Annotated in this window: 16 protein-coding genes; 5 read left to right on the top strand and 11 right to left on the bottom strand. The window is 56.0% G+C overall.

Features of this window, described 5'->3' with window-relative positions; all coding sequences use genetic code 11:
* The first annotated feature begins 93 nt into the window (after window positions 1-93).
* On the top strand, window positions 94-720 hold the full coding sequence (locus tag GGR95_RS06350; protein WP_184563968.1) for a J domain-containing protein: 627 nt from the start codon (window positions 94-96) through the stop codon (window positions 718-720).
* Here GGR95_RS06350 and GGR95_RS06345 read toward each other — a convergent pair.
* Window positions 710-1198, bottom strand: coding sequence for a hypothetical protein (locus GGR95_RS06345; protein WP_184563966.1), 489 nt, complete (start codon window positions 1196-1198; stop codon window positions 710-712). The two genes, GGR95_RS06350 and GGR95_RS06345, sit on opposite strands and share 11 nt — an antisense overlap.
* A gap of 235 nt (window positions 1199-1433) precedes the next feature.
* On the opposite strand from GGR95_RS06345, the gene cobS reads away from it, so the two are divergent.
* The 4 genes from cobS (at window position 1434) to GGR95_RS06325 (ending at window position 6688) form a co-directional block, all read left to right on the top strand.
* Entirely contained in the window at window positions 1434-2420 is a 987-nt protein-coding gene (gene cobS, locus GGR95_RS06340) for a cobaltochelatase subunit CobS (protein ID WP_184563964.1), read from the top strand.
* 180 nt (window positions 2421-2600) lie between these two features.
* On the top strand, window positions 2601-4478 hold the full coding sequence (gene cobT, locus GGR95_RS06335) for a cobaltochelatase subunit CobT (protein WP_184563962.1): 1878 nt from the start codon (window positions 2601-2603) through the stop codon (window positions 4476-4478).
* Between the two features lie 44 nt (window positions 4479-4522).
* Entirely contained in the window at window positions 4523-6313 is a 1791-nt protein-coding gene (locus GGR95_RS06330) for an aminopeptidase P family protein (protein WP_184563961.1), read from the top strand.
* Window positions 6314-6343: 30 nt separating this feature from the next.
* Window positions 6344-6688: a DUF427 domain-containing protein gene (locus GGR95_RS06325; RefSeq protein ID WP_184563959.1), complete on the top strand. Its 345-nt coding sequence runs from the start codon at window positions 6344-6346 to the stop codon at window positions 6686-6688.
* On the opposite strand, the gene GGR95_RS06320 is transcribed toward GGR95_RS06325, so the two are convergent.
* The 10 genes from GGR95_RS06320 to GGR95_RS06275 all read right to left on the bottom strand — a co-directional run bounded on the left by GGR95_RS06320 (window position 6689) and on the right by GGR95_RS06275 (window position 18601).
* A complete protein-coding gene (locus tag GGR95_RS06320; protein WP_184563957.1) occupies window positions 6689-8377 on the bottom strand; it encodes a chloride channel protein in 1689 nt (562 codons plus the stop codon).
* Between the two features lie 74 nt (window positions 8378-8451).
* Window positions 8452-10101: a DNA repair protein RecN gene (recN, locus tag GGR95_RS06315; protein WP_184563955.1), complete on the bottom strand. Its 1650-nt coding sequence runs from the start codon at window positions 10099-10101 to the stop codon at window positions 8452-8454.
* Window positions 10102-10136: 35 nt separating this feature from the next.
* On the bottom strand, window positions 10137-11009 hold the full coding sequence (locus GGR95_RS06310; RefSeq protein ID WP_184563953.1) for an outer membrane protein assembly factor BamD: 873 nt from the start codon (window positions 11007-11009) through the stop codon (window positions 10137-10139).
* 168 nt (window positions 11010-11177) lie between these two features.
* Window positions 11178-12101 carry a UDP-3-O-acyl-N-acetylglucosamine deacetylase gene (lpxC, locus tag GGR95_RS06305; RefSeq protein ID WP_184563951.1) on the bottom strand — a complete coding sequence of 308 codons (924 nt, stop codon included), beginning with the start codon at window positions 12099-12101 and terminating at the stop codon, window positions 11178-11180.
* A 208-nt stretch (window positions 12102-12309) separates the two neighbouring features.
* A complete protein-coding gene (gene ftsZ, locus GGR95_RS06300) occupies window positions 12310-13998 on the bottom strand; it encodes a cell division protein FtsZ (RefSeq protein WP_184563949.1) in 1689 nt (562 codons plus the stop codon).
* A gap of 173 nt (window positions 13999-14171) precedes the next feature.
* The gene (ftsA, locus tag GGR95_RS06295) at window positions 14172-15506 is read right to left on the bottom strand and encodes a cell division protein FtsA (protein ID WP_184563947.1); all 1335 of its coding nucleotides are present in this window, start codon (window positions 15504-15506) and stop codon (window positions 14172-14174) included.
* Window positions 15503-16393: a cell division protein FtsQ/DivIB gene (locus GGR95_RS06290; protein ID WP_184563945.1), complete on the bottom strand. Its 891-nt coding sequence runs from the start codon at window positions 16391-16393 to the stop codon at window positions 15503-15505. Before GGR95_RS06290 ends, ftsA begins: the two co-directional genes overlap by 4 nt.
* Window positions 16381-17262: a D-alanine--D-alanine ligase gene (locus GGR95_RS06285; RefSeq protein WP_246423324.1), complete on the bottom strand. Its 882-nt coding sequence runs from the start codon at window positions 17260-17262 to the stop codon at window positions 16381-16383. The genes GGR95_RS06290 and GGR95_RS06285 overlap by 13 nt, the downstream gene beginning before the upstream one ends.
* Window positions 17263-17411: 149 nt before the next feature.
* Window positions 17412-18329 carry a UDP-N-acetylmuramate dehydrogenase gene (murB, locus tag GGR95_RS06280; protein ID WP_184563941.1) on the bottom strand — a complete coding sequence of 306 codons (918 nt, stop codon included), beginning with the start codon at window positions 18327-18329 and terminating at the stop codon, window positions 17412-17414.
* A complete protein-coding gene (locus tag GGR95_RS06275) occupies window positions 18326-18601 on the bottom strand; it encodes a hypothetical protein (protein WP_184563939.1) in 276 nt (91 codons plus the stop codon). The genes murB and GGR95_RS06275 overlap by 4 nt, the downstream gene beginning before the upstream one ends.
* Window position 18602 lies beyond the last annotated feature (1 nt).

Genomic DNA, 18602 nt, shown 5'->3' with positions numbered 1-18602 from the left:
AACCCTCCAATGAGAGCGATTTTTTCACTTCGCCCCCTTCCCTCTGACAGCCATACGTCTAGAGTGATCGCCTCGAGTCGGAAAGGTGCCCCCATGCAAAAAAACGATCCATTTGGTTTTGACATGTCTGTCTCTTCCGCAAAAAAGAAGAATCCCCGCGGCCGTCGCGGCATGTCCGGTGCGTCCGAGACATCAACACGCGTGTGCGATCATGACGGTTGCACAGAAGCCGGTAAATACCGCGCGCCCAAAGCGCCTGATGTGCTGGATGACTACTTCTGGTTTTGCCAACCGCATATTCGCGAATATAACAATAAATGGAATTTCTTCCACGGCACCACCGAAGCCGAGATGAATGCCCAACTGTCCGAAGACAAAGTCTGGGACCGCCCCACCAAACCCATGAGCGATCCAGAAGCGCGTGCATGGGCACGTTTGGGCATTGAGGACCCGCATCAGGTATTGGGCGCAAACGCGACCCAGAACCCCGGTAAAGGCCCCCAAGCAGGCCGCCGCCTGCCGCCCACAGAAAAGCGTGCGTTGGAGATTCTTGAGGCCAAGGACAACCTGACCAAGCCCGAGATCCGCAAGATCTACAAAGGCCTGATCAAAGTGCTTCACCCAGACATGAACGGCGGCGATCGCTCTCAGGAAGAGCAATTGCAGCAAGTTGTCTGGGCGTGGGATCAATTGAAATCCAGCCGTAATTTCAAAGACTAAGCATTTTTCGAGACCATATGCGCGGCGGTATCCATCCGCCGCGCAGCTTGCGCCGCAACAGATGAAGCGCCGCCATAGACAGCAGCCAAACGCAGATCACCAACGGGCTTGTTGCGGAATCGACCACCACCAACATCCCCAGCGCACCACCAAGATTCATGATGCTGCCGCCTAGAACGACAGCTGCCGACATTGTCAGCAACTGCGCCCCCAGTACACTACCAACAAACGTCATCAGCGCTGCTGCAAGGATCGCTATGATCCACCCCACGGGCCCTTCACGGCCAAAAGCGTTGCAAAACAGCAGCCCCGCCAGACCTGCCCCCGGAATAGCCGCCACATGAAACGGCCAGCCGGGTAAATGTCGAACCAAAGACCAATCGCCATTGGCAATCGCAAAGGAAACGATCAAACCCGCTACCGCAGTTGCGCACCCGAAAATACGGCGCTCAAGCGACATTTGCATAAACCACTTCATCAAACGCTCCAAATCTATAACCAGCCCAGCTTGCTGCCCGACTACCCTTCTACAAAATACGCAGAGTGTTCAAGTTTTCGCAAAAGTTGAACAGGTTTTGCTGGAAACTGATAACTGGCCTTATAGTAAGTGGAATTTTAGCCCTTTCCCTTGGAAGCCAGCGCTATATGTTGTCTCTGAAACATAGAATGCAGACGCCCTACGCAGGGGCAGGTAGAATTTAGGATGAATACACATGGCTGACGGCGGACTGGACCTCAACGCAACCCCCACCAAGGATATCTCGGTGCGCGAGGTTTTTGGCATCGACACAGACATGACCATCAAGGGTTTTGCCGATCGCACGGACCGCGTGCCAGAGCTGGACAGCACATATAAATTCGACGCCGATACAACACTGGCGATCCTTGCAGGGTTTTCACACAACCGCCGCGTGATGGTACAAGGCTACCACGGTACGGGCAAATCCACCCACATCGAACAAGTTGCAAGCCGCCTGAACTGGCCCACTGTGCGCGTCAACCTTGATAGCCACATCAGCCGGATTGACCTGATCGGTAAAGACGCGATCAAACTGGTGGACGGTAAACAGGTGACTGCATTCCAAGAAGGCATCCTGCCTTGGGCCCTGCGCACGCCAACCGCGATTGTGTTTGATGAATATGACGCAGGCCGCGCCGATGTGATGTTTGTGATCCAGCGCGTGCTGGAAGTAGACGGCAAGCTGACGCTGCTGGATCAGAACAAAGTGATCACTCCGCATCCGTTCTTCCGTATTTTTGCAACGGCAAACACGGTAGGTTTGGGCGATACAACTGGTCTGTACCACGGCACGCAGCAGATCAACCAAGGCCAGATGGACCGTTGGTCGCTGGTATCCACGTTGAACTACCTCAGCATTGATGCAGAGACCCAGATCGTTTTGGCGAAAAACCCGCATTTCAACACTGCCGAGGGCCGCAAGACTGTTAAGCAGATGGTTACCGTTGCCGACCTGACCCGCACCGCGTTCATGAATGGTGATTTGTCCACGGTGATGTCACCGCGTACCGTCATTGCTTGGGCACAAAACTCGGAAATTTTCAAAAACGTAGGTTATGCTTTCCGCCTGAGTTTCCTGAACAAATGTGACGAGTTGGAGCGCCAGACAGTGGCTGAATTCTATCAGCGTCTGTTTAATGAGGAACTGCCAGAGAGTGCTGCAAGCGTCAGCTTGGGGTGAAACTCTATATCGTCATTTAGTCACTATGGTTCCTTATCGACACCATGTGGCTATTTGACCGTGTAGGATGGAAAAAGACTGCGCCAGAGGTCATGAACCGCAAAGAAAAACGTCATTGGCGGCGGATTTGCGGACAGGCATTTGGCCTATTCGCCGTGGTATCGGCATGGAGCTTGTTCGATGAATAAACCAACCGACAACCCCGCAGACGCGTTCAAAAAGGCGCTGGCCGAAGCCTCCAAGGTGATGGCCAACGACCCTGAGCTCACGGTCAGCTATTCGGTTGATCCCTCAGGCCTCTCGGGCGATGCGATGCGCCTGCCACAAGTGACGCGCCGCATGACACGTGATGAGGTGATGCTGGCGCGTGGCACGGCCGATGCGCTGGCCCTGCACCGCCGCTATCACAATGGTCAGACCCATGCACGCTATCAGCCACAGGGCGAAATGGCGCGTGATCTATATGAGGCGATGGAGACCGCCCGCTGCGAAGCCATGGGCGCGCGCGACATGCCCGGCACGGCTGGTAACATCGACGCAAAAATCAAACACGAAGCCCTGCGCAAAGGCTATGATCAAGCCAAAGCGCCCTCGGATGTGCCGCTGGCCGTCGCAGCAGGCTATTTGGTACGTCATCTGGCCACGGGTCGAGAGATGCCAGCAGGGGCAGCCAACGTCATGGATCTATGGCGTGGCTACATCGAAGAACAAGCTGGCGGCACCTTGGCGGATCTGGAAGAGACGCTGGAAGACCAAACCGCCTTTGCCAAATTCGCGCGCCAGATGATCACCGATCTAGGCTATGCAGACCAGTTGGGCGATGACCCTGACGGGCAAGATGACGACCAAGAAGACGAGGCCGAAGAAGGCAGCGACGAGCAGGATGATCCTGATAGCACCGGCAGCGATGATCAGGAGGAGGAGGACGCAGACGCCTCTCCTGAACAGTCGCAAGAAGAGCAGCAGGATGCCTCGCAGGCGCAGGTCAGCATGGATGACATGGCCGATCAGGAGATGGGCGAAGAGGCTGAAATGCCCGAGGGCGAAGCCCCGATGGAGCCGCCCGCCCCTCAGCCTGTCTCGGACGCCGATCCGAATTACACGGTTTATCTGGACGCGTTTGACGAAACTGTGGGCGCCGAGGAATTGGCCGAACCCGCCGAGCTGGAACGCCTGCGCGCCTATCTGGATCAACAGCTTGAGCCGCTGAAAGGTGCCGTGAGCCGCTTGGCAAACAAGCTGCAACGCCGCTTGCAGGCACAGCAGAACCGAAGCTGGGAATTTGATCTGGAGGAAGGCACGCTGGACGCGGGCCGTCTGGCGCGGATTGTGGCCAGCCCGACAACACCGCTGAGCTTTAAGGTCGAAAAAGACACCGAGTTCCGCGACACGGTTGTGACCCTGCTGATAGACAACTCTGGCTCTATGCGCGGGCGGCCTATTTCCATTGCGGCGATCTGTGCTGATGTGTTGGCCCGCACGCTGGAACGCTGCAACGTAAAGGTCGAAATCCTTGGTTTTACCACACGTGCATGGAAAGGCGGGCAAGCCCGCGAAGCATGGCTGAACGATGGCCGCCCCACCGGCCCGGGCCGTTTGAACGATCTGCGCCACATCATCTATAAATCCGCAGATGCCCCGTGGCGGCGGACACGCCCCAATCTAGGGTTGATGATGAAAGAAGGCCTGCTGAAAGAAAACATCGACGGTGAGGCGCTGGAATGGGCGCACCGCCGGATGATTGCCCGCTCTGAGTCGCGTAAAATCCTTATGGTGATTTCGGATGGGGCACCTGTGGATGATAGTACTTTGTCAGTGAACCCTGCGAATTTCTTAGAAAAGCACCTGCGCGATGTGATTGCGATGGTGGAGAAAAAGAAAGCCGTTGAACTGCTGGCGATCGGGATCGGCCATGATGTGACGCGCTACTACGACCGCGCTGTGACCATCACCGATGTCGAACAGCTGGCAGGTGCGATGACCGAACAATTGGCGTCTTTGTTTGACACTGATCCGCGCAAACGCGCGCGTGTTCTTGGGATGAAGCGGACAGGCTAAAGCTTGGGTATTGAGCGTAAAGTCAAGATTTAGAAAGGGATGTGATGTTTCAAACTTTTGAGGTCACGGCCCGACCTGAACAGGGCCCACCGCGCCTGAGCGCGTTGCGTGAAAAAATCACCACTGCGGCGCTGGACGGGTTTATCGTGCCGCGTGCCGATGCCCATCAAGGTGAATATGTGGCAGCGCGGGATGCGCGGCTGGCGTGGTTGACAGGGTTTACCGGATCGGCGGGATTTTGTGTGGCGCTGCACGATGTGGCGGGTGTGTTCATTGATGGCCGTTACCGCACACAAGTGAAGGCCCAAGTGGCGGATGTTTATACCCCCGTGCCCTGGCCAGAAATCACCATGGGCGATTGGCTGCGCGAGCACCTACCCAAGGGTGGCCGCGTCGGGTTTGATCCTTGGCTACACACCGTCGATCAAATTGAACAAACCCAAAAAGCACTGATCGGCAGCGGTGTTGAATTGGTCCAATGCGACAATCTGGTAGATGAGATTTGGGCAGACCAGCCTGCCCCCCCCATGGCAGCGGCCAAGGTCCATCCCATTGAGTTTGCAGGTGAGGCCCACGCCGACAAACGCGCGCGCTTGGCACAGACGCTGAAAGATGCAGGCGAAACAGCGGCGCTGATCACATTACCCGATAGCATTTGCTGGCTTTTGAATATCCGTGGCGCGGATATTGAACGCAATCCCGTGGTGCACGGTTTTGCTGTGTTACATGCGGATGGCACGGTTGATCTGTTCTCAGAGCCCTCAAAATACGCAGGACTTGAGGCGCATTTGGGAGGCGACGTTCGGCTGCACGATCCTTCATCTTTTCTCAATAATATTAAGGCATTGAGTGGGGTTATTCGGATAGACACCGCAACCGTACCGCAGATTGTGGCGGATGCTTTGGGTACGGCTGCCAAATCTGGTGCAGAGCCTTGTGCCTTGCCCAAAGCCTGCAAAAACGCTGCCGAAATTGAAGGCGCGGCACAGGCGCATCTGCGTGACGGTGCCGCGATGGTTGAAATGTTGTGCTGGTTAGACAGCCAAGCCGCGGGCACAATCACCGAAACTCAGGTGGTCACCCAACTGGAGACATTGCGCCGCCGTGACAACGGGTTGCAGGACATCAGTTTTGAGACCATCGCAGGCACGGGCCCCAATGGGGCCATCATGCATTACCGCGTGACAGAAGAGACAGATAGTGTGCTGGAGGACGGTCATTTGATTGTGCTCGACAGCGGCGGTCAGTATCTGGACGGCACAACGGACATCACCCGCACCATCGCCATTGGCACGCCCCCAACGGAAGCCTGTGAGGCATTCACGCGCGTTCTGTCAGGCATGATCGCCATGAGCCGCCTGCGCTGGCCCAAGGGCCTTGCGGGTGCACATATCGAAGCGATTGGGCGGATGCCATTGTGGTTGGCAGGGCAGGATTTCGACCATGGCTTGGGCCACGGAGTGGGCGCATATCTCAGTGTGCATGAAGGCCCGCAGCGCCTGAGCCGGATGAGTACCGTACCGCTGGAACCCGGTATGATTCTGAGCAACGAACCCGGCTATTACCGCGAAGGCGCATTTGGCATTCGCCTTGAAAACCTGTTGGTGGTGCAAAACGCCCCTGCCCTAGCTGGCGGCGATGATCACCGCGCAATGCTGGATTGGCGCACCTTGGCCTTTGCCCCGATTGATCGGCGTCTAATTGTGCCAGAGATGTTGGAGCCAACGGCCCGCGACTGGCTGAACGCCTATCATGCCGAAGTCAAAACAAAAATCGCGCCAAGGGTATCCGAAGCCGCCAAAGAATGGTTAAATGCGGCAACAGCGCCAATTTGAGGCGCTCATTTTCTTTGGGGGAAGAAGACTATGGTTAATCACATCACAATTCGCAAAGCCACGGGTACTTGGGTTGTCCGTGCTGGTGGCGCAATATTGGGTGAAACGTCCAATGCGATGGAACTGGTAGAAGGTGATTACCCCCCCGTTATCTACTTTCCACGCAGCGATATTGCGATGGCGTTTCTAGATGCCAGTGACAAGACATCTCACTGCCCGCGTAAAGGTGATGCGCGGTATTTCAGTGTGGTGACAAAAAGCCGGACGTTAGAGAATGTTGTCTGGTCCTACGAAGACCCAAAGCCTGCTGCCGAACAGGTGCGCGATTACCTTGCCTTCCACAACGTTGATGAAGTGGCTGTTGAGCAAATCTGATTACGAATGTTCTTCGGCAGCGGTGGCGGCCAGCGCGCGGTTATAGGCGCGCAGGGCGTCCACATGGAACAATGCCCCCAGCAATTCAGGCGGCGCAGCATCTGCTGACAGGGTGACAACAGGCAGAAACAACACACCCGAATTCTCAAACACGGGAATTGCAGTTTCCAGCGTGGCAGCCCCGTCAATATAAAGGCCCTCGCCGATCATCTCCCAGCAGCGATCCGGATCAGCGGCACGCGGATCATCAGGCAGGCGCATGGTTTTGGCAGCGGTGAACATCGCCAACAGATAGGCCTGCGGGCCAGCCGCCAAATGGATTCCCCGCCGCTCAATCTGGGTGAGGAAAAAGCTGAAATCCACCATTTTGGACGATAGCGCAGTCGACATGCTGACTGCCACCATCACGGCAAGACCCGTCTGCCAGTCGCCCGTTAACTCAAACACAATCAGCGTGGTGGATATGGGTGCGCCTAGTACCGCAGCGGCAACTGCCCCCATTCCTGCAAGCGCATAAAGCGACGTTGACCCCGAAACGTCGGGAAATATCCCTGTGGCGATCAGGCCGAATGTCAGCCCCACTAACGCGCCGACCATCAAAGAGGGGGAGAAAATGCCCCCGCCCATGCGCCCGCCCATTGTAATGGCAACGGCAACCACCTTGAGCACAGCAAAGACAGCGGCCTCATGCAGCACCAGCTTGCCAGTTAGCGCCAGTGATGTTGTCTCATACCCCACCCCGATAATATGGGGGAACCAGAGCGCAATAACGCCCAACATCGCGCCAGCAGCCATAGGGCGCAGGTAGCGCGGCAGCTTGATACGTTTTTGGATATCATCACCGATGCCCTCGGCCCAAAAAACTGCGCGCATCAGGATCACGGCGACCAAACCACAGGTCAATCCCAACAAAAGAAAGGCGGGCAGTTCGACATAAAATTGCAAATCACCAGCAGTGGGTAGCTTGAATTCCGTCACTCCACCGAATTCAAGCCGGTTGATCACAGTCCCCGCCGCGCTGGCGATGACGATGGGGGCAAAAGCGTGAACGGCGAAGTGCCGCAGCACAACCTCCAACGCAAACAGCGCCCCCGCGATAGGCGCATTAAAACTGGCCGAAACCCCCGCCGCCACAGCGCAGCCCAGCAGGTCACGCCCTGTGATTCCATTGGCGTTGATCCGTCTGCTCACCCATGTTGAAATCACCGCCGCAAGATGCACCACAGGCCCCTCGCGCCCCGATGATCCACCAGTCCCCAGTGTCACCATCGAGGCCAGCGCCGAGGCCAGCCCTGCACGTGTTTCAACGCGCCCTTCATGCAAAGCCGAGCCGACAATCACATCCGCAACCGAACGGGCGCGGGCATCACGGGTGAAATGATGCAAGATCAGCCCTGCAGTCAGACCACCAAACGTGGGAATCAAGATAACCCAGTACCAATCCAAACCACTGATAAAACTATGCAAAAACTGAACATCATCCGTGCCATACAAGGTCTCTTGCAGCAGGTTGATGCCTTTGCGGAAAAACAGCGCAGCAAAGCCCGCTGCTATCCCGATCAGCAACGCAATAAACCAAAAAGTGATTTTTCCCGGCCCTTTTTGCCGCAGCACCTGCCAGCCTTCGCGAAAATTATTCGCGGCCAATGTCACCTGTTGGGACAGAAAAGAACGTGAGGGCGCGGTCATGGCGGACTTTCAACGGATCGACTATGGCTTAGGATGCCTTACCCGAAACCATATTGCACGTGCAGTTTCAACCCTCAGGCGCCCAGCAAGGCGCGGGCGGCTTCGCGGGCGGCATCGGTGATGGTATCCCCCGCAACCATCCGCGCCACTTCATCCACACGTTCATCCATATTGAGCGGCACAACATTGGTGGTGGTCATGCCTTTGGTCACAGATTTTTCAACCCGCCAATGGTGCGCGCCCAATGCCGCAACTTGGGGCGAATGGGTCACAACCAGCACTTGTCCGCCTTCTGCGATCGCGCCCAAACGGCGGCCTACAGCATCAGCAGTGGCTCCACCTACCCCACGGTCGATTTCATCAAAAATCAACGTCAATCCGGATTGCCCTTGGGTCAGGCAGACCTTCAACGCCAGTAAGAACCGGCTCAATTCACCACCTGAGGCGATCTTGTTTAGAGGTCCCGCCGGTGCGCCTGGGTTTGTCGCAACGGTGAAGGACACCGCATCGCGCCCCTCTGGCCCTTCGGCTTCGGCGGTGATCTGGGTGGCAAAAACCGCACGCTCCATCTTGAGCGGTGCCAGTTCGCCACTGACGGCTTTATCCAATTTGGTCGCCGCTTTTTTGCGGGCATCACTAAGGGCAGTAGCGGCAGTAGCATAAGCGGCTTCGGCGGCTTTAACCTCGGCATTGAGTTTGGCTTGCTCAGCCTCGCCCGCATCCAGTGCCCCCAGCTTGGCCCGCAATCGATCTGCGAAACCTGCTAATTCATCCGGTTGCACGTCATGTTTACGTGCCAACCCGCGAATAGCGAACAACCGCTCCTCGGTGTCCTCCAATTCATGGGCGTCAAAGGACATGGCTTCAATCGCAGTGACCACACCTTCCATGGCGCTGTCCAACTCAATCATCGAACGGTTGAGCGCTGCCATCGGTTCTTCCAGCGTTCCGTCTGCACGTGCCGCAGCACCGTCCAACCAACGGAAAGCATCAGCCAATTGCGCTTCGGCACCGCTTTGGCCCATGGCCTCATAAGCGTTCACCACATCAGCTCTGATCTTCTCTGCTGATTGCATCATGCGCCGCTTGCCGTCCAGCTCGGCCTCCTCCCCTTCTTCGGGGTTCAGCTTGTCCAGCTCGGCCACAGCGTAGCGTAGGAATTCTTCTTCGGCGCGTATCTCTTCTTGGGCTTTCAAGGCGGTGGCTTGTGCCTTGCGCGTGCGTGCCATCTCGGACCACGCAGCACGCACTTTGGCACGCGCCCCATCCATGGCCCCAAATGCATCCAGAATACTGCGGTGTCCACGCGGATTTAACAGGCCGCGATCATCATGTTGCCCGTGCAACTCGACCAGCGTTTCGCTGAGGGCGCGCAACACTTCGCCAGAACAACGACGGTCATTGACCCAAGCGGTCTTGCGCCCGTCTGCCGTGTTAATGCGGCGCAAAATCAGTTCATCGTTTACAGGCAGCCCGGCTTCTTCAAGAACCGCACGTGCGGGGTGCTCGGGCGTGAGATCAAACCATGCTGTTACCTCGCCCTGTGCTGCGCCTTGACGGACCAGATCGGCGCGGCCCCGCCAGCCCAGAACAAAACCCAGACTGTCCAACAGGATCGATTTCCCCGCCCCTGTTTCACCTGTCAAAACGTTCAAACCCGGCTGGAAATTTAATTCCAGCCGGTCGATAATCAACATGTCAGATATATCAAGACCGCGAAGCATCAGTGCATTCCGTCACAGGCCAGAGCAGGCACAAATTAGATCCAATCGCCCTTCAGCATTTGACGATAGATTGATGCCAACCAGTTATTCCCGAATGATTTCATTTCGAGACCACGTCCGCTGAGCAATTTGTAGCTATCCTCATACCAAGGCGTCGAGCGATAGTTATACCCCAAGATCGCCCCTGCGGTTTGCGCTTCTTCGAGCAGACCAAGGCTTAGATAAGATTCGACCAAACGGTGCAACGCCTCTGCGGTGTGGGTCGTTGTTTGGAAATCCTCAACGACCACGCGGAAACGGTTGATCGCAGCGGCATAGTGATCGCCTTTCAGGTAATAGCGACCGATTTCCATTTCCTTGCCTGCAAGGTGATCAAACGCCAGATCAAACTTGAGAATAGAGGAGCGGGCATATTCGCTGTCTGGGTACCGTTCAATCACGGCACGCAGGCTTTGCAGCGCCTGAAACGTCAGGCCTTGATCACGGCCAACATCGTCAATCTGGTCATAATAGCTAAGCGCCAACAGATACGCTGCATAGGCGGCATCATCATCATCTGGATAGAAATCGATGAAACGCTGCGCGGCTGAGCGGCTGTTGGGGTAATCCGCATCTTGATGATAAGAAAATGCCTGCATGATCAGCGCACGTTTCGCCCATTCGGAATAGGGGTACAGACGCTCGATCTCGGCAAAGTAGAATGCCCCTTCGGCAGGGCGTTTGCGATTCAATTCAAATTCGCCACGCTCGAAAATTTGTTCCGGCGTGTAGGTTTCCAACGGAATCTCTGTTGGATTAAAGAAATTCTTTGTCAGGCGTCCCGTGTTCTGTGAACCGCCGCACGCAGATAATGCCGCCACAGCCACCAAAGTGACGGAAAGACGTCTTGCAGACCTTCCAAAACCCATGCTTGGCTATCCTTATTCTCTTACGCTTTAAACAATTCCGGAGGTTTCCCCCCCGATTGTCCACGGTGTTAACACAGAAGTTTGCGGTGCAAAACGCCCATTTCCAATTTTATGAATTTCGCATCAAATGATTGGGGTTGCCAGTCCTAATTATAAGGGAAAGCTTGTTCAGGCAACGGCTGGAATTTCATCCCAGACCAGCCCATGCCCCGGCAACCGTGCGGCCATTGCCCCATCACATTGAACCATCCGCACAGCGCCCGGCGTTGCGAACAGTGCGCGCAGCAGCGTGTTTGTCAGCGAGTGACCTGCCCGAAGACCTGTGTAGTGACCCAACAAAGGTGCGCCAGCCAGCGCCAAATCACCCAATGCATCCAGCATCTTATGGCGTACAGGTTCATCTGCATGGCGCAAACCACCGGGGCTGACCACTACATCGCCGTCAAAAACAACGGCGTTCTCGCCAGCTTCGCCACCCAAAGCCAAACCATTGGCTTGCATCGCATCAACATCTGCCTGACGGCAGAAGGTACGGCTGTCACATAGTTCACGTGCGAAAGAACCATTGTTCATCACAAGCGACTTTTGTTGTTTACCGATGGCTGCATCCGCGAAATCAATTTCGAAATCGATACGCAGCGTGTCACAAGGTGCGATTGTCGCAACAGCGTCGCCGTCCCGTACGGATACAGTTTTCAGCACCTCAATCGCCATGACAGGTGCAGCTTGCATTTGCACACCGCGTTCCATGATGCCGCGCACAAACGGGGCGGCGGAACCATCAAGGATCGGCACTTCGGGACCGTCAATTTCGATGACAGCATTGTGGATGCCGCAACCTGAAAGCGCCGCCATCAAATGCTCTACAGTGGAGACTTGAAGGCCGCTTTTATTTTCCAACTTGGTACAAAGGGGTGAGCGGTTAACCGCGTCCCAGCGTGCAGGGATCATACGATTGCCCAGTTCTACATCCGTGCGCTTGAACCAGATGCCTGAATTTGGGGCAGATGGCAAAATCGTGACAGTGGCGGGCTTACCAGAATGCAGGCCTTTGCCCGCGAAACTAATCGCTGTCTTTACTGTATTTTGCATACTGCCGTCCTCATTCTTCGCTTCAAGCATCTACTTGATTAACTCTAAAATACGAAGAGAGTTGCCGTAGAACAAATCAAACATTGCAACCGACTGAAACATGACTGTCACAAAAGGGCGCATTGTCGCCGTCCGATCATTAATAGGTTGATAGATAAAAGAAAAAGGTCGCCCTAGGGCGACCTTCGATCTCACGAAAAGCGTGGTTTTAGTTTGCTTGACGGCGCAAGAACGCTGGAATTTCGATACGTTCGTGTTCTGGATCAGCTTCTTGATGTGGCTGAGGCGCCGCTGCTGTCTGCTGGCGCTGCATCGGTGGTTGTTGACGCGCAGGCTGGCTTGGCGCTGCTGCTGTGCGATGCTGTGCCTCCCCTTCTTGCGTACCCGTCATACGGTTGATCAAGGAATTGATGCCAAAGCGCGGGCGCTCACCAGCATGTGCCGATTGCTGCTCTTGTGCGACAGGTGCCGCCGGAGCTGCTGCAGCGCGTGGCTGCTCGGAAGGTTGTGCACGCTGGGCTGCGGCACGCAAACGCGCCATCGCTTCAGGAGAAGGCGTACCCGGAGTTGGAGCGCGGGGCGCGATAAAGGCTTCTGGTTCGGCTTCCAACGCTTCGTGCTGTTCTTCATAAGACGCGGGCGCTGGTGTATAGGCAGGCGGCGGCAGATCATCTGCGCGTTGCTGTGCATATTCGTTGCGGCGGCCTTCAAAGATATCACGCGTGTTTTCGGCGCGTGTTGCTTCGCGTGGGGCATCGTCAAAGAAGCTAGGCGTCCCAGCCTCTTCGATAACCTCTTCTTCAATCGGCTCTGGTCTTGCGGCAACAATAGGCGCTGCAATGGCCGCCGGAGCAGCTGGTGCTTCAACTGTTTCTTGTGCAAGCGGGCGCGACATAGAGCGGCGCGGTACTGGCATATCCGTGTTTACATCCAACGCGTCGATACCAGTTGCCACAACGCTTACGCGCATCAGGCCACCCATTGTCGTATCCAGTGTGGAACCCACAATGATGTTTGCTTCGGAGTCTACTTCTTCGCGGATGCGGTTTGCAGCTTCGTCCAGTTCGAACAACGTCAGATCGGCACCGCCGGTGATGTTGATCAAAACGCCCTTTGCGCCGCGCAGCGAGATTTCATCAAGCAGCGGGTTGGCGATGGCTTTTTCCGCGGCTTGGATCGCGCGATCTTCGCCCTCGGCTTCGCCTGTACCCATCATGGCTTTACCCATCTCGTCCATCACAGCGCGTACGTCTGCAAAGTCGAGGTTGATCAGACCAGGGCGTACCATCAGATCGGTAACGCCTTTAACACCTTGATACAGAACATCATCTGCCAAAGAGAAGGCTTCGGTAAATGTGGTTTTCTCATTCGCCAAACGGAACAGGTTCTGGTTTGGAATGATGATCAGCGTATCAACAACACGTTGCAGCGCCTCAATACCGTCTTCAGCCTGACGCATGCGCTTGGCACCTTCAAACTGGAACGGCTTGGTCACAACACCAACGGTCAGAACGCCCAATTCACGCGCGGCTTGCGCGATGATCGGTGCGGCGCCTGTACCTGTGCCACCGCCCATACCAGCAGTGATAAAGCACATGTGCGCGCCTGCCAGATGGTCAACGATTTGCTCGATGCTTTCTTCGGCAGCCGCAGCACCAACAGAAGCCCGTGCGCCAGCGCCCAGACCTTCAGTAACCTTAATGCCCAATTGCACACGGCTTGTGGACTTGGCTTGTTGAAGTGCTTGCGCGTCAGTGTTCGCGACAACAAAATCTACGCCGTCCAGTTCCTTCTCGATCATATTATTGACCGCATTACCGCCTGCCCCGCCAACACCGAATACGGTGATGCGTGGTTTAAGATCGTCCTGTCCCGGCATCGAGAGGTTCAAAGTCATGTTGGTTCCGCCTGTTCTGCTTGCCCACACCGCGCGGGCTTTTTGTCCCAATTTTTGTTGACTCTAAACGGCCATTGGCCTGTCGTCACGTAAAAAAGGTCTTTTTAGCGCTAAATATGGGCAATTTTTTGCCCATATTCACCTTATTTCGTCTCAGACACCTGATCTAGTGGCTACCAGTTGTCTTTAAACCATTTCACAGCCCGCTTTAGAGAACGTGCGGGGTACCTATCAGCAGGCACATCAAAGTCCCACCATTCGTCTTGCGGGTGCGCAGCAAATAGCGCAAGCCCTACCGCCGACGAAAATCCGGGGCCCGTTGCGGCCTGTGGTAAGCCGTGCACACGCAACGGACGCCCAAGCCGAACCTGTTGGCCCAATATCTTACTTGCCAACCCGTCAAGTCCGGGAATCTGGCTACCACCGCCAGTTAGAACAATTTGTTGGCTTGGCAAGTGGTCAAAGCCTGCGGCATCCAAACGTGCGCGGACTTCTTCCAGAATTTCCTCAACACGGGGGCGCATGATGCCAATCAGTTCGGCACGGCTGGCAGTACGGCGGTCATGCTCGTAATCCCCTGTCTCGCCGCCGATCTCGATCATCTCGCGGTCATCCATACCCGTGGCTTGCACTCCGCCATAGAACGTTTTGATGCGTTCCGCATTGGCCATAGGAACTTGCAAACCCATCGAAATATCCGATGTCACGTGATCGCCGCCCATGCGGACGCTATCTGCATAGATCATGTGCTTTTTAATGAAGATGGAAACACTGGTTGCACCGCCGCCCAGATCAATACAGGCCGCTCCCAGTTCTTGCTCGTCTTCGACAAGCGAGGAAATGCCGGAAACATATGCCGAGGACGCAATCCCCGCCAACTCCAGATCACAACGTTTGATGCAATAGGCCAAGTGCTGCACCGCTGCGGCATCAACGGTCAACATATGCATATCTACGCTCAGCTCATTCCCCAGCTGGCCGCGTGGATCAATCAAACCGCTGCGATGATCCAACGCAAAGTTTACAGGTTGGGCATGCAGCACCTCACGGCCATCGCCGTATTCTGGCACATCGCAGCCGCTCATCACACGTGCAACGTCATCTTCGGTTACAACCTGATTTTCCAACGTGACCTGCGCGTCCAGACCATAGCTGCGCGGATCGCCACCTGCGAAACAGGCAATCACATGATCCACACGGATGCCTGCCATCTTTTGCGCGGCCTGCAACGCCGTGCGAATGGCGCGTTCGGTTTCGCCCATTGACGTGATCTCGCCAAAGCGCACACCGCGCGAACGGGTGGTGGCAGCACCAATCACGCGAAACCCTGATTGCCCCGCCAGCGATCCGATTTCACCCTCGTCATCGAAACGCGCTGTGCCATCAAAACGAAGCACAAGCGCCGCGATTTTGGAGCTACCCACGTCCAAAATAGCAACCACGCCGCGCTGCATCGCGAGTTTGCGCATCTGTCTCATCGTGCGCTGGCTGTTATATAGATCATTCATTTGTTTCTTGCCCTAAACGCTGCCTGTTGGGCCGTCCGTTCTTCGGCGGCCTCTGTTGTCATTTGCACTGTTGGTCGGCGTGCCAGCCGCATGTCTACCCGTGCAACATCACGGGTCAGAATATCCTGTGCGCCTTCTAGCGCGATCACACGCTCAAGCGCACGCTGTGGCTCCATTTCGGGGAGAAGGATGCGCTGATCACGGTCCAGCACAACATCCCAACGCCGTTCACCCATACGGACAATGCCGCGCAACCGCGATCCCAAGGGGGCCGCTGCCTGAATGAGTTCCAGTGCTTCGCTCACATGTTCATTTGCGCCCTGCCCAGCGATCAAAGGCAGATCGGGGCGGGCATAGCGGTTTGTTGCCATGGCAACATAGACGCCGCTTGCGTCGACCAGCGCCAAACCGTCCTGATTGCGCCACAGGGCCACTGCCTCCCGCGGTGTAATTTCGATTTGCAGCACGCCACCCGGACGGATGCGCACCGAAGCGGTTTTAACCGCAGATATTTCGGTCAACGTTCCCCGCATGGCGTCCAAATCCAGATCAAAGCTTGAGATCGGGAAATTGAGCGGCAGGCTTTCACGGATGTAGCTGGCCAATTCATCTTCCGCGCCGTCAATGGCCATCAGATTAACCATAAATTCGGGGCGGGTTTCGATGCTTTGACGGGCTTCTGCCACGGCCTGTTCAATCGCCCCGCGACGGCCCTCGTCAGACAAATACCAAGTGCCTGCACCAAGCGCGATGCAAAAGGGAATGCCAGCGCGCAAACCCAGACGGATGGTTGGCGTCAGCATCATCCGCTGCATCCGCCACGCCCAACGCGAAGGCGCCGGATCAGCACGGCCTACTTGTGGCTTTTTACGGATCAACGCGCGCATGACGCATCCTCCACCATCCAGGCACATAGCTCGGGAAAGCTCATGCCAGTTGCTTGGGCCTGTTCTGGTGACAATGATGTGCTGGTCATGCCGGGCTGGGTGTTTGTTTCAAGAATGATCAAGCCCGCTGTGCCGCGTGCTTCGTCCCACCGGAAATCTGTACGGCTGACGCCGCGACAGCCCAACGCATTATGGGCACGCAGAGCATACTCAAGACAGAGCTCAAAGATGTCTTGTGGAATATCCGCAGGCACAACATGGCGTGATCCGCCCTCTTTGTACTTGGCGTCATAATCATACCAACCGGTTGTGATGATATCCGTTACCGTTAGCGCACGGTCCCCGATCACGGTTGTTGTCAGCTCACGGCCCGGTGCGAAGGCCTCGACCATGACCATCTCCGGCATGTCATCGTCCAACTGCGGTGGGCCATTGGCGGCTTCCGACACCAGATAGACCCCAACCGAAGATCCCTCGTTATTGGGTTTCACCACATAGGGCGGCGTCATCACATGGCCACCACGTACGCGCTGTGCGGAAACAATGATACTATCCACAACTGGCAGACCAGCCGCGCGAAAGATATCTTTGCTGCGCTGCTTATCCATCGCAACGGCAGACGCCAGCACGCCAGAATGGGTGTAGGGAATTTTCAACCACTCAAGGATACCCTGCACGCAACCGTCTTCACCCCAACGCCCATGCAGGCAATTGAGAACCGCATCAGGCGCAAGATCGCCCAGAACGGTACAAAGATCGGGGCCGGCATCGACCTCGATCACGTTAGTGTATCCATGTTCCCGCAGTGCCGCCGCGCATGCGCGCCCCGTGTTCAAAGACACCTCGCGCTCTGCCGAGGGTCCGCCCATGAGTACCGCCACTGTCGGGTTTGTCCTGCTCGACATAACCCAGTGCCTCAATGTCCCGGAGCCTTATGGCCCCTTTTTATTATGAGCCTTTTGGCCCTTATTTTTCGTCAGCCACCAGTTTACTGGCATTTTTCCGCACAATTCGACGACTATTTTTCGCCTATTCGCATGATTTCCCATTCTAACGTGATACCGCTGGAATCGTAAACCTTTTTTCTCACTTCTTCGCCTAATCCTTCAAGATCAGCCGCAGTTGCCCCCCCTGTGTTGATCAGAAAGTTGGCGTGTTTGGGTGACATTTGCGCCCCCCCAAGGGTTGCGCCTTTCATGCCAGCGTCTTGTATAACCTTCCACGCCTTCATGTCATGCACGTCATCCGCTTTTCCGGTTGAGCTGAAACCCGCCGGATTTCGGAAAGTAGAGCCCGCACTGCGGTCTTTTGTCGGCTGCGATGCATCGCGTTTGGCCAGTTGGTCTTCCATACGGGCGTGCAACTGCGCAGGCTCCCCCGCTGGCGGTGCAAAGGTGACGCTGATGATCACTGCTCCATCGGACAGATCGCTTTGTCGGTATTGGAAATTCAATTCATCCGCTGTCAGGGTCACCAACTCCCCTGCCCGCGTCACTGCTTGCGCACGCACAAAGTGATCAGCGGTGTAATCGCCATAGCAGCCCGCATTCATCCGCACCGCGCCGCCTATGCTGCCCGGGATCGTACGCAGAAACGTGAGGTCCAGCCCTGCGTCCGCAGCCTTGCGAGCGACATGTGCATCGAGGGCAGCAGCCCCTGCCGTGACCTGCGCACCGTCTATCGCAATCCCGTTAAAGCCGCGCCCCAAACGAATGACCACAGCACGCAGCCCCCCATCGCGCACAATCAGGTTTGACCCCACGCCCATGGGGAACACAGCAACCCCAGCGGGCAAATTGCGCAAGAAGTCCTGCAAATCGTCAATATCCGCAGGCTGGAAAAAGTAATCTGCAGGCCCGCCGACACGCAGCCACGTGAAATCACTCAGGTTGCGCCCGACGGCCAGTTTCCCGCGCGGCGTTGGCATATCTGTCATTTTGGAGACACCTTACTTTCGCGAAATTTACCCGCCATGCGCCCGATGAACCACCCCAGCCCAAGCGCGCCAAGCGCATAGGAAAGCGCACCCAATTGGGCGGTCAGCGCATAATATGAAAACGGGTTTGCATCCAGCCAGAGAAACATCCACAGCGCATTGAGGGCTAGCCCGACTGCGACCACGAGAAGGAACAACCCAAAGCGCTTGTGATAGCCAGTGTACCCACAGGCCAACATCCAAACCACAAGGCCAAAAACAAAAAAACTCATT

The sequence above is a fragment of the Sulfitobacter undariae genome (assembly GCF_014196805.1).
Taxonomy (GTDB): Bacteria; Pseudomonadota; Alphaproteobacteria; order Rhodobacterales; family Rhodobacteraceae; genus Sulfitobacter; species Sulfitobacter undariae.
The sequence above is the reverse complement of the archived record's forward strand: the minus strand, read 5'-3'. Positions and strand labels throughout refer to the sequence as shown.